This is a genomic window from Chryseobacterium cucumeris (assembly GCF_016775705.1).
Taxonomy (GTDB): domain Bacteria; phylum Bacteroidota; class Bacteroidia; order Flavobacteriales; family Weeksellaceae; genus Chryseobacterium; species Chryseobacterium cupriresistens.
In genome coordinates this window covers 3,003,043-3,018,180 of the sequence record NZ_CP068760.1, presented here as the reverse complement: position 1 = coordinate 3,018,180, position 15,138 = coordinate 3,003,043, and the positions used below count along the sequence as shown (strand labels likewise).

The following is a 15,138-nucleotide window of genomic DNA, read 5'->3' as shown; positions in this document are numbered from 1 at the left end:
TCTTTTATTTTATTATTTAACCCTCAAAGTAAAGGGTTCCATCTTCTCCTGCATAATTTTTCTGCCCATTACTTATCATGTAATATATCTGAAAAGGATTGCCATTTTTCAAAACGATCATAGCTGGCTCAAATTTTCCGTATAAAACCTTATTATTGGGAAGAATTGTCTTAAAAATCACATTATTTCTGTTATTCGGATCAGGTTCTGAAAGAACAACTAAATGGCTGTCATCTATCAGATTGATTGTTTCATATCGTATAGGATAAACCTCCCGCAAATTTTCATCTGCTAACCCCAAAAAACCTGAAACGTTGGTTGTCAAAATATAAGGTTTACCTTTATAAAACTGCCATCCTACGTATGCTATATCCTGTGTATTGAGAAATACTTTCTTAAGTTTAGGGACATACATCCCGACATAGGTATTTCCGTCCATGATCTCCAGAAAATCAGCTTTGTAATTCCATTGATAACCATCATTATCATATGACTCCAGCATATCCAGATCATCATCATCAAGATCTTCCCTGCTTAATGTCAATTTTGCGTTATTTCTGTTAAGCGGACTATAATTTTCCCAACCACTGTCTCTTACAGGATAACTTTCTTGCTTAATATATTTGTCAAGACGCATTTTGGTCTTGATGGAATAGTAATAATAATCCCATCCATCAAAAACCAGATATTTATCTCGTTCTACAGATATGGGTGTATTGGAAATAAATGGCATGATGATAACAGCATTTCGATCTACGATACCAAATCTTCCATTTTGTTCTGCATGAAATCCTCCTATGGATTCATCATAGCTGCTTATACTGCTATATTGCGGCTGTACAGCTATAAATTTATTAACATCACACAATCCCCACAACTTTCCTTTTCTGTAAGGAATATAATTTTGATCCTGTGAAAATATTGTACACGACATGAATATCAGAAATATCGACAGATATTTAGATTTCACATTTAATATTCTCATGGCTTTGGAATCGTTATTAGTTTCGCGGTTTTTTGTCTATTAAATAAATCAGCTGTCCTGCTGAAGGCTGCTGCCCTTCATCCATTCTGTTTTTAGCATATAATTTATTTAACTTGATTCCGAATTTCTGTGCAATATCATGCATATCTTCTCCAGACACCGCTTTATAGGTTGCGGTATTTCCTGTAGAGTTTTTTGATTCAAGGAAAACGATATCATTTTTCTTTAAAGACTCATTTTCCAGTTCATTCCATTTCATCAGCCTGCTTTCGCTTACTTTGAATTTGTTGGCAATGAATTTCACATCGGTATCTTCAGGAATGATAATATATTTCAGCCCGTCATTCGGGTGACTTTTGATAAGAATAGAATTAAGAATTTCAGCTTTCGTTTTGATTCTTTCTACTCTTTTTTGCTGTTGTGCATAAGAAGTCTGTTTGTAAGGAACTTCAACGGTAACTGGTTCTTTCACTTTTCTGGTTGCTTTTGAAGGTTCCAGCTGTGCCATGAAAGTTCTGTCGTCTTTCAGATCCGGGTACATTTTAAGAACAGCATACAATACTTCATTAGAATTGGTATTGTCGTATTCATATAATTTATACTTTTCAATTTTGGAGATAAGAATGGAAGCATAGCGCGGGTTGGTAGCATATCCTGCTTTTTTTAAGCCGGTTGCCCACGCTCTGTAATCTTTCATATCCAGTTTGAAAAGGTTGGCGTAATATTTTCTTGTGGATAAAAATATAGAATGGTCTTCATAAGACTGTCTTGGATCATCGTATACACGGAAACACTCATTGGGTGCATCATCGGTATGCTTCATTGTTCTACCGGTCCAGTCTTCTTTACATTTTATACCGAAGTGGTTTTTACCTTCCTGTGCCAGTCTGCTCTGCCCGCCTCCGGTTTCCAATAATCCCTGAGCAAGGGTAATAGAAGCCGGAATTTTGTATTTTTCCATTTCTTCTACTGCATATTTAGCAAACTTCTGAATATACTGATCTTCGGTTGCCCAAGTCTGGGCTGAAAATTTTGATAAAACTAAAAGGCTTATGGATAGAAAAAGTCTTTTCATCTTATATTTTTTATTGTTTTAAAATGAAAGATGGAACACTAAGTGTTTCATGTTTTTCAATTTTACTTATATAATTAAATTTCTATTCTGTTTTTCCAACAGCAGATTAGCTCCTTCAATCCCCTGTAATCCACCAGTGTGAAAGCACAAAATCTTACTGTTTTCAGGAAAATATTCTTCTTCTATCAGTTCAAAAATCTTCTCCATCATTTTCCCTGTATAAACCGGTTCCAGAGGAATACCGTATCTCTCCTTGAAATCATTGATAAAACGGACGTTTCCATCACTTATTTTACCATAACCTCCAAAACATGAATTTATTAGATTAAAATTCTGTCTCAAAGTTAATTCAAAAATTTTATTTTCCAGAGAAGCATCGTCAACAGCTTTAAATCCTATAACTTTCTGATTCTCTTCACAAAATTTTGAAATTCCAGCAATAGTACCTCCGGTTCCAACTGCGGTGCAAAGATAGTCAAAATCTTTTGTTTGTTCGTTGAGCATCATTTTTACCCCTTCCACAGCATCTTTATTGGTACCTCCTTCAGGAACTATCAATGCCTCAGGAAACTCCTGCTGAAGGAATTCCGTGAGTTTTTCTTTGTGACGGTATTCTTCGCGGGTGACAAATTTCAGGTTCATTCCATTTCTTTTGGCAAAAAGTAAGGTTGGGTTATCGCGCCATTTTTGCTCCAGTTCTTCTCCTCTGATGATTCCCAGTGTTGGAATACCCGCCATATTCCCTACGGCAGAAACCGCAGCAATGTGATTGGAAAAAGCACCTCCAAAAGTAATGATATAAGGGTTTCCCTGATTTTTTTCGAGATAGTTATTGACATTGTGAAAAAGCTTCCAGTATTTATTTCCTGAAATTAACGGATGAATCTGATCTTCCCTTTTAATGAAAAGCTTTACGTTTTTATGAATTGGAATTTCCTTGATGGAAACAGGTTCTGGGGGAAGTTTTAATAGCATTTCAGTTTTACGAATCAGAGTTTATTCTTTACAAAAGTAGGAAAAGATTTAGTGTTGTGACAATTTGTTGTTTTTATTGTTTTTTTACCATAGATAACACGGATTTCTACAGATGGTTGTTTGATACTTTTTTAAGTTTTGGCTAAAGCCGGATGAATTTTAATTTTTTTGATAAAAGGGCTAAAGCCCATTCCTATTGAATTATACAGTACTGCAATGCCAAAATATTCCGGTTATCTTGATGTGAAAGATCTTAATACTTCTGTCATTACAAAGAATAAATCGGAAGCCAGAATCCAGAAGCCTGAACCAGAATCTCGTAACCCGGAACTCCAATGCATCATGCCCTTATTCTAAAGATATTTCCTGAAGTTCCACAATTTTCTTTTTCTGAGATAATTCAGGTTGTTTTCATTAGCGTAGGCTTCTCTTTCAAAAGAGATTCTTCTGTAAGCCAGATAACCGTCCTTCAGTTTAAAAAACCAGTAATAATATTCAATACCATAGAAAATATAGAAGAAAATAACGAGCATTTCCAGTTGCTGCCGTAAATGAATTTTTTCGTGATTGATCAATACATTATTTTCCTTATCTTCGGGTTTCCTAATGAAGATAAAGGGAAAGAGAGCGATGCCATTAATTTTTAATTTTTTTAAAGGCTTTTGGCATACAATTATCATAGTAACAAATATAAAAAGTTTTTTGACTAGCATTTAACTTATGGCCCATTATGACATCAAAGAAGGTGAAGACTTCTACTATAATGAACAGGGGTACAAGGTTTTTACAGAAAAATTCCATCTGAAAAGAGGATATTGCTGTAAAAGCGGCTGCAGACACTGTCCTTACGGGTACGATAAAAAGACTGATACATTCATTAAAAGTGATAAAAAAAATAAATAAAATGAAAAAATATATTTTTATTTTGTTGGCATCTGCTACATTAGGCTTAACTTCTTGTAGCCCTTTTCAGGTACGTTCGGATTATGCTGAAACTGCCAATTTCAATTCTTACAAAACCTATAAAATAAGAATTGATGATCTAAAACTGAATGATATTGATAAAGACAGAGTGCTGAATGAGCTGTCGAGACAGCTTCAGAGCAAAGGACTTCAGTCCGGAGAAAACCCTGATCTGATTATCAACGTAAAAGCAAATCATAAAAAGATTACTGATATCAATTCCTCTTCTCCTTACGGAATGTGGGGATGGGGCGGACCATTCGGATGGGGTGTTGGTATGAACAGAACATGGACAACCAACTACAATGAAGGCGCTTTGATCGTTGATCTTATCGATGCAAAAAGCAACAAATTGGTTTGGCAGGGTATCGGAAGCGGAATTTCTGTAGATTCTCCAAAAGCAAAACAGAGACAGATTCCAGAAATTATGGCTGAGATTATGAAAAATTATCCGCCACAAAGAAAATAAGATGTAAGTCATCCATTATATAGCCGGTACGTTTGGTATCGGCTTTTTTTATGGATAATTATTTGTTTTTTCCTGCAGATAACACAGAATTACACAGATAGCCGTGATATAGTCTTCTGTTATTTAAGTTTTGGCTGAAGCCAGATGATAAACGTCTTATTTTAAACTGGGCTTCCTTCGTCTACGTTCTGGATTATAGCCCGATCCTATTGAATTTACAATATTGAGGATAGATTATAGAAAAATCATAATTCAAGATATAAAAAACTGAATCGCATACGAAACCTCATCGTTCATCATCATTCATCATCCATCATTTATCACTCATTATGCATTACATACAGTGTGTTTAAAATTAACAATTTTGTAATTTTTTATTCACAAAAATTGTGGTATTCTTGCTGAAACTTTATACTAAATATTAATTATGAAAAAAATCATTTTATTTTCTGTATTTGCGGGACTTGCCCACGCCCAGGCTCCTGCAGGATACTACAATTCTGCCAACGGACTGAGTGGTGCAGCACTGAAAACTGAATTAAGCAGCATTATCACCAACGGACATATGGATAAAGGGTACAGTGGGCTTTGGACAGCTTATAAAACCACTGATATCGATAAGGACTATGAAAATGACGGAACCATCCTTGATATTTATTCTGAAAGACCAGCAGGTAGTGATCCTTATACTTATACTCCAGGATCTGATCAGTGTGGAACGTATTCTACTGAAGGAAATTGTTATAACAGGGAGCATATTGTTCCTCAAAGCCTATTCAATCAAGCTTCGCCAATGGTTGCGGATATTCACTTTATCAGAGCTACAGACGGAAAAGTAAATGGAATGAGAAGTAATTATCCTTTCGGAAAGGTAGGAAGTGCTTCTTTTACTTCACAGAACGGATCCAAGCTGGGAACATCTGCTTCTTCAGGATATTCAGGAACGGTATTTGAACCTATTGACGAGTTTAAAGGAGATGTGGCCCGTATGATTTTCTATTTTGTAACCCGTTATCAAAGCAAGCTTTCTTCTTTTTCGTCAGGAAATATGTTAGGAAGTTCTGCGTTCCCGGGATTACAGACATGGGAACTTAATGTCCTTTTGGCATGGCACAATCAGGATCCGGTTTCCCAGGCTGAGATCAAAAGAAATAATGCTTCCTATACTTTTCAGGGGAACAGAAACCCGTTTATCGACAATCCAAATTATGTTAACCTTATCTGGGGTTCCCAGCAGCCTTCAGGTGATACCCAGGCGCCTACTACAGCAACAGGTCTGAATGTTTCAGGAACAACTTCCAGCAGTATTTCTCTGGCTTGGAATGCTTCTACCGATAATGTAGGAGTAACAGGATATAATGTTTACATGAACGGAATTCTGCAAACTACGACAAGTTCAACTTCTACAACCATTTCAGGGCTTACGCCTTCTACAACTTACAGTTTTTACGTGGTAGCAAAAGATGCAGCTGGAAATTCTTCATCGAACAGTTCAACAGTTTCCGGTACTACTAGTTCTGGCGGTACTACTCCGGGTACTAGCTGTGCCAATGAAAATTTTGAAACCATTCCTGCAGCCAACTCTACTTATACAACCAGAACATGGAGCAATGGCGGCATTTCCTGGAGCGCAACGGATGCAAGAACAGACCAGACCATTAACAATAAAGCAATTACGGTAAGAAACGGTTCTTTAACTTCCGGCAGTTCTGCAAACGGTATTGGTTCTTTAACAGTAACTACACAGCTTAAATTCTCAGGAACCAATGGTACTTTTGATGTAAAAGTAAATGGAACAACCGTAGGAACTATTCCTTACAGTACTTCATCTACAACCACGACTATCAATAATATCAATATTTCCGGAAATGTAGTGGTAAGCCTGGTTAATACTTCATCAAGTAACAGAGTTGCTATTGATGATCTTTCATGGACATGTTATTCAGGATCAACAGCAAGAATGGCTCAAAATACAGCAGCAGAAACTACATCCAACAGTTTTAAAATATCTCCTAACCCTGTTACCAATCAGGAGATTTTTGTAAAAGGAGATCTTCAGAAAGTAAAAAAAGCCGAGATTTATAACCTTCAGGGGAAAACTCTTCAGACAATTGACCAGCCTTTCAGAAATGGAAATTCTATTAAAACCAGAAATCTTGGCCAGGGAGTTTATATTTTGAAACTGGATCAGGTAACGATGCAGTTTATAGTGAAATAGTTCAAATAGTCATTTGATATAAAAAATGCCGGTTCTTTTTGGACCGGCATTTATTTTTTTTAACTCTCGCAGATTTTACTGATTGAGCAGATCTTTGTAACGCAGAGATTTTATTTTTCTAATGTTTTATTTTAGAGGACAAAGAGGAATCAGCAAGCTGATCTGGCTAAGCAAATGGTTTAATTTCTTTGCTATATTCTTTTAGTTCAGGGAGATTTTATCCAGGTCCGGATATCCTGACCCTTTCAGAAGGTCTTTCCATTCTTTATTTCTGAACACGAAGAGGTTGCAGCGGTATTCGTCCGGTCTGTTATCTATTTTGGTTTCGCAGTAATAATAGAGCATATCTTTGCTTCTCCAGATCGCTACTTCCTGTCTGAGTTTGTTATGCGTCCGGATGATCTCATTATCTTTAACTTCAGATTCAAAACCTTCCCGAATGGTATCAAAACTAGGTTTCTGAAGTGTCTTGTTTAAGCTTTCCAGAAGTGCTGTTTTTTCCTGCTCTGTATAAATATCAAGCTGATACATTCCCAGTTCGTCTTCTTTTTCATTGGCAAGCGGGCCAATTTCCTGATCTACTTTTCCGAAATGTAAAATTACTTTGTTTGTATTTTTATGATTTTTTCCTTCCAGATCAATTCCGTTGAAGTGCAATAATTCTTTTGAAGCAAAAGCCAGCTTTTCATTTCCGATCAGGGTAACTTCACCGGTACGGACGGCTTCTTTTGCTGTTGCTCCGGCAGATTTTAAAATATCGTTGATATTTTGTCCTGCTTTCAGTTTAGCAAGATTGAATGGTTCGGTCTGAGTACTTCCTTCTGTTTCAACCAAAGACTCACTTTCTTTATTTTTCTGCTGGTCGCATGACGCAAAGCTCAGACAGATTACCGCTGTTAATACATATTTCAGATTTTTCATAATGTTAGTGTCCGGTTATCAATAATAAAACAGAAAAAACAGGATTCAAGTATCCGGAAAACGTTTTTTATTCATTTTTTAACTTCAAATTCCTATTTGTTTCATGAATATAAAACGCTTATATTATTTCAAATTCTTCTTTTCCTTCAGGTATATAAAATGAAATATCAAGCATCAGTTCTTCTCCTGTTTCAGGATTTTCCAGATATAAAGCAGACTCTCCGTTTATTTTTTTTAAAAAGGCAACTCTATTCTCTGCACATACAAACATTACGGCATCTTTGGAAACAGGCTGTATTTTAAATCCGGACTTGAAATCTTTTACAAGATCAGTAAAGCGTTCTTCCGATTCTGCTTTTGACAGATACATAGAAGCAGCCATATTTTCTTCTCTTCTGGAAATTGATTTCTTATAATCTTCAAATTTATTTTCTCTTATTAATCTTGATATATGATCATAAGCCTGCTCCAGTTTTTTTCTGCTGTCTTTAATATCCTGCAGGTTTCTCCCGTTCTGCCATGCCGAAAGCTGATAAGGAACTTCAGCTTTAAAGGAGCCAACATATTTGATAACCTGTTTCTTTTTGTCTTCAATAGCCTCTGAATGATAGTCTCCAAACTGTTTATCAAAAACAAAATCATTAGCCACATCAAAAAGTTTGACATTAAATTTCAGTTCTGATTTAGGATGCAGCTGTACATCGCCAATATTAGGTAAAATGGTTGCTGATATCGTCTGAACACCACTTTTCAATATGGCAAAATTGATAGGAATATTGGTGGCAACCTGTCCCTCAACATTCATATGAATCACAGGATAATCATTAATCCTTATTTCAAACAAACAGGCTGATGCACTGAAGTCGATCATATAATAAGGTTGTTGTATCATAATTTTAGTTTTTAATGATTTTAGACCAGTCTGTAAACATTTTACTGATGGTATTGGTATTGATGATGCTAAAACAAAACATTCCAAGGAAAATAGCGCTCCAGCACCACGCAAGTTTAACTCCGTTTTTATCTGTTATAAAAAAAAGAATGAGCATGGTAACCGTTCCAAAAAAAAAGGTGAAAAGCAAGGTATACAGTATTGCCTGAATGATATACATATTGAATTTCAGTTTCCTGAACACCCATCCTATGATACTCACCACCATAATCAGTCCTATAGGAAGAAGCATCGCCCCAAACAAAACAATTTCGGGTTTTTCCATCAGTATATTTTCATATCCGAAAAATGTATTAAAACTGAACTCCTTCATAATGTTTTTCCTGATTTGAAACGTCTAATAGGGTTTTGTCTTTATAGCCCAGCATTTTTGCCAATATAACATTGGGAAACTCATGAATTCCTATATTATAGAGGTTTACACTGTCATTGAAAAATTCTCTTCTGTCTGCTATTTTATCTTCCATTCCGGAAACTCTTTTCTGTAGTTCCAGGAAGTTATTGTTTGACAGCAGGCCGGGATAGTTTTCTGAAACAGCAAAAAATGATGAAAGTGCTTTTGATGTCTCATTGGCAAGCTCTGTTTTTCTGTCGGAATCATTGGTGTTGTTATAGGAAGTTCTTAGTTCTGTCAGTTTGGTAAGCAGGTCTTTTTCATGTGCCATAAACTGTTTGGCAACATTAACAAGGTTTGGAATTTCGTCTGCTCTTTGCTTCAAAATAACATCTATATTCCCATACGCTTTTTCCACATTGAATTTCAGCATGACAAGCTTGTTATATAAACTGATGAAAAAAGCCACGATGGCCACGATAAGAAAAACGGCGATAACAATTGCTACAATTTGATTCATTATTGTGATAAGATTAAAATCATTACGATAAGTATAACGATACAGGTGACAATAAATGACCTCAACAGGGGCTGGTATTTATTCCAGACTGAAATTCCTGCAACAGTGGTAATTCCTAAAAGCTTATGCCCTGTATCTTTTCTGATGAAAGCTTCTCCGTTTCTTGAATCGGCAGCTCCCACCAGAAGCATTTCCTGGCCGGATTTAAGCAATGTTTCCTTGTATCTTTTCTGTCCGTTATAACTTACATTGGTTTCTTCGATGAATATCAATTCTATGCCTTCGGGATGTATTTCAATGGTTCCTGAATCATCCTGCATCAGAAAGAGATTGCACTGGGTTTCTCTATGAATTGTTGTATAAGAATTTTTCCCTTCTTTATCTCTGGTTACATCTTCAATTGTATAATAATATCCTATGCATTCTTCTCTTGCAACGGGAGAAATCATAGGTTCTTTCATAATAAGTTTTCCCTGAATTTCTACCAGCCCCATGGCCACAGATTTTATTTTGGATGTGGGTAATGATGCCTGAATTCTTAAAAATCTTTTTCTAGAATTAGGAAGTAGTAAAATAACTGCAATGACAGAAAGTATAACTAACGGTAAATACGTAATTACTTTTTCTGCATAATAATCATAATTATCCATCAATAAAAATCTGCTATGAAGTATACGTTTTTAGCAGGTGTACTGCTGCTGTTTCCTGCCCGTCTGCCGTCTTCACCTGATTGTCTACAATATAGAGAACAGAGGAAGTATTGGGTTTATTATTGGTGTATTCATAATATTGTACCAATACCATTGTTTTACCTTTCAGATCCCAGGCATAGGCTGCATTTCCCAATATTTTACCTTCACTGTTCTTTGCAGGAACTCCTGCAAGAACTTTAGGATTTTTGTATTGTGATTTGAGATAGGCTAAAAGATCGTTACCTGCAGCAGTATCTTCCAGTTCTATTTTCACGCCTTTAGTAAGCCTTTCTGTAGTATTGTTAATAAGTAATCCTACGGTGGAGTTTTTTACATTATTTTCTTTCTGTTCGGGAAACGATATATTTCCGAATTTATATCCGGAAACATCTTTGGTATAAGCTACAGGCAATGTAGTTACAATTTCCCTTGCTTCTGTCTGATATTTGGTGTCTTTCAGAACTTCTTTATATCCTTTGGAAAAATCTATTTTTTCCAGATCTGTCTTTTGTTGTGACTGGCATGATACAAACATGATAAAACACAAAATTATTAAAACTATCTTTTTCATATGATCTAATTTCTTATTAACGGAATATCGGCACTGAATCCGAAAAGTTCTTCAAGACTTTTGATGACATCAAATTTAGGTACAATTTCGTTAAATTTACCTTCTGCGATAATACCTTCGTCTTCTGAACTTCCTTTAAGTTCTGCCGGTTTTTTACTGCCACCTCTAGGTATTTTCTTTTTTGCAGACATTCCTACTTTTCCTTTAATCACATACTCAGCGTTGAGTCCATCAAATCCTAATTCCGGGCGGTAATTTAATCCTTTATCATCAAATTTCACACCATGCCCGAATGTAATGGAAGCTGATCCCTTTCCGCTCATTTCAAAATATCCTTCTACTTTCACAATGACAAGATTGGCTTCTGCTTTTGCCCAAACCCCTGCTTTTAATTCAATTTTAAGGGTATTTTTAGCTTCTATTTTTCCTTGCTTATCACTTTTTTCGCTTACAGTATTGAATGAAAAACCAATTGATGTTTTGATTTCACTTGAAATAACAAGATCAATGTAAACATCTGAACTCAGTTTAGCTCCGAAATCATCATTCCCAAACTCAACTCCTGTATTCATCTGGTCTTTGATCACTCCATACAACCTTACAGCACCTGGTGCTGCGGTTCCACCACTCACGGCTCCTGCCACCAGTCCTACAGCTGTACAAAGGAGGTCTATTGTAACTTCTAATCCTATCAGGGGTTCTGCATTAAAAGATATATCAACCTTTGTTCCTAATCTTTCTATTTCGGTATTTTTCTGTTTGGCTCTTTCTAAAAACCATTCACCTTTTAGATTAATATTAGGAGGCTTGATTGCGAAAGTTACCGGAAGACCTTTAAAACCTATATTTCTAACCTGTCCTTTAGTTTTGTTGGTAATACCGTCAGACATTGCTCCCATTGATCCGAAAAGATCATAAAGCTTTTTGAATTTTGTCTCGTATTCTCCTTTAACTTCCTTACTTTTCTGAAAACTGCCGCTTCTATTCTTTTCCCATTCACTTTTCAGGCTGAATCCGAAGGAAGCATCCTTTTGTTTCCATCTTCTTTCAGCACCTATTTTACCGGCTTTAGCCTGTAAGTCTTTATGTTTTGCCGCTGGCTGGTTCTGCCATTTCACACTCAGTTCATTGGTAAGATTAACGAAGAAAGTAAGTGTCCATTTAATGTCCGGGTAAGCTTTGATTAATACGGTTGTTCTCTTTTCATTGCTAAAATACCTGCATGTATGTGCGTGAAGATGGAATTGATTGGGAGTGGTCCACATCGGCCAGATATATTGTATAGGAAAAGCATTGAATTGTGATAGATCTGAGTATACTCCATAATTAAATGATGGTGTGGTAAATGTTTTTACAGTATCTCCTTTATCTATTGCCTGCCCTACATCTACCATCAGGACCTGTTTTTTATGTTTCCCTTTGCTGTCTCTGAAGCATTCATTGGTTTGAAAACCGGTAACATCAATCGTTATATCTTTCTTCATGGATACACTAGGTGCTGTCACTTCATAGTTAACCGTTTGTGCATCATGGGCATTGAATACAAATGAGATGTCTACTCTACGGTTATTTTCGTAGTCTTTCTCATTTTTATATTTTATATTATCTCTTCCTTTTTTATCGTCAGTAGGATCTACTTCTCCTTTTCCCACAGAGATGATTCTTCTTGGATCTAATCCACCGTCTGCAAAGAATTTTTTGACAACATCCGCTCTTCTCTGGGAAAGACCTTTATTGTAATTCTGCTTTCCGATTACACAAGCGTAGCCACTCAGATTCATGGTGGCATCTTTATGTTCTAAAAGGAATTTGAGTACATTATTCAGGATGGCGACTCCATCTTTATCAATTTCTGTAGAATCGAATTTATAAAAGATGGTTCTTTTAATATGTTCCTGAAGCGCCGGTGACTGTATTTGCTTTATACCATTACCATTATCAAAAACTTTAACGGTTGTATTATTAGCCTTTCCGTCTTTTATTTCACTTTCTGTGATTTTGATCACTTCAAACTTACAAGGTTCCAGTCTGACGGAATTTACATCCGGCTTATACACTTTAGTTGGTGTCTGGTTCTGGGCTCCGTTGGTATTGGTAGTAACTACTTTATTTTTTACATTCAGATAGATGGCATGAAGGTCATCTCCAAGCTTGTCTTTAATGTATTTTTTGGATGCAACATCTTTTACTTTAACATAGAACTCCTCTACATTCTGAATATTGTCCACATAAGCCATCCAGGCAAAGGTATTTTCTATTTTCAGATTCACTTCACCGTCTATTACCTGTACATTGTTATAGGTATGCACCAGTTTATCTGCTTTTGCGGACTGCTGATTCCACAATTCAATGCTGACTGTATTTCCATTGAGTCCTTCCGTCACGAGGTTCAGATGAACGATATGCCCATAGGAAATGTATTCGTTTTTTTTATTGTTTTTGATGCTTTTGCTGTTCTTCTGGGTAGACCATTTGCTGCTTACAATTTTGGGCTCACACCAGCCTTTTACAAATAGTCCTGTATTACCTTTAGGGTCTCTTACTCCTGAAAGACTGGCTTCAATATAAAACTGATAGCTTCCGCAGTACTGCTTACCAATTAAAAATTTATATCCTGTAGCAGAGGTTATCTGATTGATGATAATTTTTTTGCTACTGTTCTGCCTCATCCAGGTAAGAGGTTTCTTTTTGTCGGCATCTGTGGTGCCCGGCAGCCATTCATCCACACCAAACTGCACCCACTGATCCGGTTTTATGGTAATCCTTTGCCCTAATACAGACATTTTGGGGTAATACAATCCGCTTACAACTTTTATTTTTTTTACGCCTTTTGCCATTTTCTTATCATTTAGATTGCACCATCCTGCCCTCCTCCTGAAGGCTGGTCGTTATACATTTCTTCGGAATCTACCAGTGGATTGATCTGCTGCTGAACATCTTTGTCTGCATTTTTAAAGTTCTGCTGGCTGGCTTCTGCTCTTTGCCCGTGGTCTATAATCTCGATGCATGGCGTTCCGGCAACAGCACACACGGCTTTGCTGTCTTCCACAATGATATATCCGCCATTGCTGAGCTGTACTTTATCATAAAAATTCTGCCATTCTGTAACCATAATTTTACATGGTGGAGGCGGACCTCCCATTTTGGTACAGTTTCCGAATGTGTTTTTTTCAAATGTGTCTGCTCCTATTTCTTTCGTAGTAACGATCAGTTTTTTGGAAGCGCTTTTATCATTGGCATATTCTTTTTGGTGTGTAAGTACTTTGAGCTTGTCCGGAGCCTGTCCGAACTGGCATTTGCATAGGGCGCCCTGTACTACAATATGTTTTTCTGCCATATTAATTTTATCTTTAGTGAAATGGTAATTTAGTTTTCATCAATTCCTGAAACTGATACTGAAATCTTTTTCTCTTCCTGCAGCATGATACTGCATTCCAGGTAAAGAGATTCCGGAAGTGAAGTTTCTCCTTTCAGATAGCTTATGAGTCTGAAAGTTCCTTCTTCATTCATCACAGGATGATCTTCTATAATCAATGAAAAAGGTGATTTTCTTATAAAATCATCAATATTTCTTTCGTCATATAACTTTCCATATCCTTCTATGGTAATCAGGCCGGTTTCTCCTTTCACCGGATCTGTTTCCAGTGTCAGTTTATATGCAGGTTCAATGGCATTATCTGTTACCGGAAAGGTTTCTGTCATCTCAGTTCTATATTCATTTCCGAAACGCTGATATATTCCAAAAAATAATGAGCGGATGAAATAATCATTTTTAATATACAGATTGATTGCTTCGGGCTGGCTGATCACTTTTTCAATCTTTCCGCAGTATTCGTCTACCGTTTCGCCATCAAATTCTTTATAGAGTTCTTCTTTTACAGCTGGCCATCTTTTGGAAAATACCTCTGCATTTTCTACGGTTTCAAACCTTCCATGTTCATCTGTACTGATCTGTAAAGGATATAAGATCCCGGAGGTTCTGTAAGCGAGCAGATCTGCAATTTCATTCACTTCTTCTTCGTTGAGATAGAGTTTTGATGTTCTGTCTATCTCAAAAAAATGATGCCCTTTTTCTGTTTTCAGCCAGCGAACTGATGTTTCATATTTTAATTCGTTTTTCGATTCTCCTTTTTCAATGGTAATAACGACACTGTATCTTCGCACTTTGTTTTCAGGCTGAAGAGTAAGGCTGTTTCCTTTTCCGAATTTAACCAGACTCTTTTGATCAGCAACCGCTGTTCTCGGAACAAAAAGCTCTTTCTGCCCGTTGAGATTGATCAGAATCATATCTTTCACAGCACAGTGGTTATTATGGAAGAGTTTTAATGCATCTTTATCCAGCCCGTACAGCAAGGCTATACTTTTTAAAGTTTCATCTTTCTGAACGGTATGTATATTATATTTCTGCATAAAAATGTTCCTGCTTCAATTTCTTTCTTGGTATAATACTCTTATTTAAATAT

At 36.4% G+C, this 15,138-nt stretch carries 17 protein-coding genes; 4 read left to right on the top strand and 13 right to left on the bottom strand.

Annotated elements, in window-relative coordinates; all coding sequences use genetic code 11:
- Positions 1–16: 16 nt before the first annotated feature.
- The 3 genes from JNG87_RS13570 to JNG87_RS13560 form a co-directional block, all read right to left on the bottom strand.
- On the bottom strand, positions 17–985 hold the full coding sequence (locus JNG87_RS13570) for a hypothetical protein (RefSeq protein ID WP_202838885.1): 969 nt from the start codon (positions 983–985) through the stop codon (positions 17–19).
- Positions 986–1,001: 16 nt separating this feature from the next.
- Positions 1,002–2,060 (bottom strand): glucosaminidase domain-containing protein, encoded by a 1,059-nt coding sequence (locus JNG87_RS13565; protein WP_202838884.1) that lies wholly within the window; start codon positions 2,058–2,060, stop codon positions 1,002–1,004.
- Between the two features lie 66 nt (positions 2,061–2,126).
- Positions 2,127–3,035: a 1-aminocyclopropane-1-carboxylate deaminase/D-cysteine desulfhydrase gene (locus tag JNG87_RS13560; RefSeq protein WP_202838883.1), complete on the bottom strand. Its 909-nt coding sequence runs from the start codon at positions 3,033–3,035 to the stop codon at positions 2,127–2,129.
- Between the two features lie 168 nt (positions 3,036–3,203).
- On the opposite strand from JNG87_RS13560, the gene JNG87_RS13555 reads away from it, so the two are divergent.
- Complete coding sequence (locus tag JNG87_RS13555; protein WP_202838882.1) at positions 3,204–3,392, top strand: hypothetical protein; 189 nt, start codon at positions 3,204–3,206, stop codon at positions 3,390–3,392.
- On the opposite strand, the gene JNG87_RS13550 is transcribed toward JNG87_RS13555, so the two are convergent.
- A complete protein-coding gene (locus tag JNG87_RS13550; RefSeq protein ID WP_202838881.1) occupies positions 3,389–3,715 on the bottom strand; it encodes a hypothetical protein in 327 nt (108 codons plus the stop codon). The two genes, JNG87_RS13555 and JNG87_RS13550, sit on opposite strands and share 4 nt — an antisense overlap.
- A 40-nt stretch (positions 3,716–3,755) precedes the next feature.
- Here JNG87_RS13550 and JNG87_RS13545 point away from each other — a divergent pair, with 40 nt between their 5' ends.
- The 3 genes from JNG87_RS13545 (at position 3,756) to JNG87_RS13535 (ending at position 6,685) form a co-directional block, all read left to right on the top strand.
- Positions 3,756–3,938, top strand: a complete 183-nt coding sequence (locus JNG87_RS13545) for a DUF5522 domain-containing protein (protein ID WP_047434227.1) — start codon at positions 3,756–3,758, stop codon at positions 3,936–3,938.
- Between the two features lies 1 nt (position 3,939).
- On the top strand, positions 3,940–4,467 hold the full coding sequence (locus tag JNG87_RS13540) for a DUF4136 domain-containing protein (protein ID WP_110011388.1): 528 nt from the start codon (positions 3,940–3,942) through the stop codon (positions 4,465–4,467).
- Positions 4,468–4,894: 427 nt separating this feature from the next.
- Positions 4,895–6,685: an endonuclease gene (locus tag JNG87_RS13535; protein ID WP_202838880.1), complete on the top strand. Its 1,791-nt coding sequence runs from the start codon at positions 4,895–4,897 to the stop codon at positions 6,683–6,685.
- Positions 6,686–6,886: 201 nt separating this feature from the next.
- Here JNG87_RS13535 and JNG87_RS13530 read toward each other — a convergent pair whose 3' ends face one another.
- The 9 genes from JNG87_RS13530 to JNG87_RS13490 form a co-directional block, all read right to left on the bottom strand.
- Complete coding sequence (locus JNG87_RS13530; RefSeq protein ID WP_202838879.1) at positions 6,887–7,606, bottom strand: hypothetical protein; 720 nt, start codon at positions 7,604–7,606, stop codon at positions 6,887–6,889.
- A 118-nt stretch (positions 7,607–7,724) separates the two neighbouring features.
- Positions 7,725–8,498, bottom strand: a complete 774-nt coding sequence (locus JNG87_RS13525; RefSeq protein WP_202838878.1) for a hypothetical protein — start codon at positions 8,496–8,498, stop codon at positions 7,725–7,727.
- A 4-nt stretch (positions 8,499–8,502) separates the two neighbouring features.
- Positions 8,503–8,871, bottom strand: a complete 369-nt coding sequence (locus JNG87_RS13520) for a hypothetical protein (RefSeq protein ID WP_202838877.1) — start codon at positions 8,869–8,871, stop codon at positions 8,503–8,505.
- Positions 8,852–9,412 (bottom strand): LemA family protein, encoded by a 561-nt coding sequence (locus tag JNG87_RS13515; protein WP_202838876.1) that lies wholly within the window; start codon positions 9,410–9,412, stop codon positions 8,852–8,854. Before JNG87_RS13515 ends, JNG87_RS13520 begins: the two co-directional genes overlap by 20 nt.
- A complete protein-coding gene (locus JNG87_RS13510) occupies positions 9,412–10,062 on the bottom strand; it encodes a hypothetical protein (RefSeq protein ID WP_202838875.1) in 651 nt (216 codons plus the stop codon). Before JNG87_RS13510 ends, JNG87_RS13515 begins: the two co-directional genes overlap by 1 nt.
- A gap of 13 nt (positions 10,063–10,075) precedes the next feature.
- Positions 10,076–10,675, bottom strand: a complete 600-nt coding sequence (locus JNG87_RS13505; RefSeq protein ID WP_202838874.1) for a hypothetical protein — start codon at positions 10,673–10,675, stop codon at positions 10,076–10,078.
- 5 nt (positions 10,676–10,680) lie between these two features.
- Positions 10,681–13,512: an OmpA family protein gene (locus tag JNG87_RS13500; protein WP_202838873.1), complete on the bottom strand. Its 2,832-nt coding sequence runs from the start codon at positions 13,510–13,512 to the stop codon at positions 10,681–10,683.
- An 11-nt stretch (positions 13,513–13,523) separates the two neighbouring features.
- Positions 13,524–14,012 carry a DUF4280 domain-containing protein gene (locus JNG87_RS13495; RefSeq protein WP_202838872.1) on the bottom strand — a complete coding sequence of 163 codons (489 nt, stop codon included), beginning with the start codon at positions 14,010–14,012 and terminating at the stop codon, positions 13,524–13,526.
- A gap of 29 nt (positions 14,013–14,041) precedes the next feature.
- On the bottom strand, positions 14,042–15,085 hold the full coding sequence (locus JNG87_RS13490) for a hypothetical protein (RefSeq protein WP_202838871.1): 1,044 nt from the start codon (positions 15,083–15,085) through the stop codon (positions 14,042–14,044).
- Positions 15,086–15,138 lie beyond the last annotated feature (53 nt).

What these genes read in the sequence shown, in the direction of transcription:
- JNG87_RS13535 (WP_202838880.1), top strand. Translation starts at nt 4,895, where the DNA reads ATGAAAAAAATCATTTTATTTTCTGTATTTGCGGGACTTGCCCACGCC.
- JNG87_RS13525 (WP_202838878.1), bottom strand. Translation starts at nt 8,498, where the DNA reads ATGATACAACAACCTTATTATATGATCGACTTCAGTGCATCAGCCTGT.
- JNG87_RS13495 (WP_202838872.1), bottom strand. Translation starts at nt 14,012, where the DNA reads ATGGCAGAAAAACATATTGTAGTACAGGGCGCCCTATGCAAATGCCAG.
- JNG87_RS13550 (WP_202838881.1), bottom strand. Translation starts at nt 3,715, where the DNA reads ATGATAATTGTATGCCAAAAGCCTTTAAAAAAATTAAAAATTAATGGC.
- JNG87_RS13515 (WP_202838876.1), bottom strand. Translation starts at nt 9,412, where the DNA reads ATGAATCAAATTGTAGCAATTGTTATCGCCGTTTTTCTTATCGTGGCC.
- JNG87_RS13490 (WP_202838871.1), bottom strand. Translation starts at nt 15,085, where the DNA reads ATGCAGAAATATAATATACATACCGTTCAGAAAGATGAAACTTTAAAA.
- JNG87_RS13560 (WP_202838883.1), bottom strand. Translation starts at nt 3,035, where the DNA reads ATGCTATTAAAACTTCCCCCAGAACCTGTTTCCATCAAGGAAATTCCA.
- JNG87_RS13510 (WP_202838875.1), bottom strand. Translation starts at nt 10,062, where the DNA reads ATGGATAATTATGATTATTATGCAGAAAAAGTAATTACGTATTTACCG.
- JNG87_RS13565 (WP_202838884.1), bottom strand. Translation starts at nt 2,060, where the DNA reads ATGAAAAGACTTTTTCTATCCATAAGCCTTTTAGTTTTATCAAAATTT.
- JNG87_RS13530 (WP_202838879.1), bottom strand. Translation starts at nt 7,606, where the DNA reads ATGAAAAATCTGAAATATGTATTAACAGCGGTAATCTGTCTGAGCTTT.
- JNG87_RS13505 (WP_202838874.1), bottom strand. Translation starts at nt 10,675, where the DNA reads ATGAAAAAGATAGTTTTAATAATTTTGTGTTTTATCATGTTTGTATCA.
- JNG87_RS13500 (WP_202838873.1), bottom strand. Translation starts at nt 13,512, where the DNA reads ATGGCAAAAGGCGTAAAAAAAATAAAAGTTGTAAGCGGATTGTATTAC.
- JNG87_RS13570 (WP_202838885.1), bottom strand. Translation starts at nt 985, where the DNA reads ATGAGAATATTAAATGTGAAATCTAAATATCTGTCGATATTTCTGATA.
- JNG87_RS13545 (WP_047434227.1), top strand. Translation starts at nt 3,756, where the DNA reads ATGGCCCATTATGACATCAAAGAAGGTGAAGACTTCTACTATAATGAA.
- JNG87_RS13540 (WP_110011388.1), top strand. Translation starts at nt 3,940, where the DNA reads ATGAAAAAATATATTTTTATTTTGTTGGCATCTGCTACATTAGGCTTA.
- JNG87_RS13520 (WP_202838877.1), bottom strand. Translation starts at nt 8,871, where the DNA reads ATGAAGGAGTTCAGTTTTAATACATTTTTCGGATATGAAAATATACTG.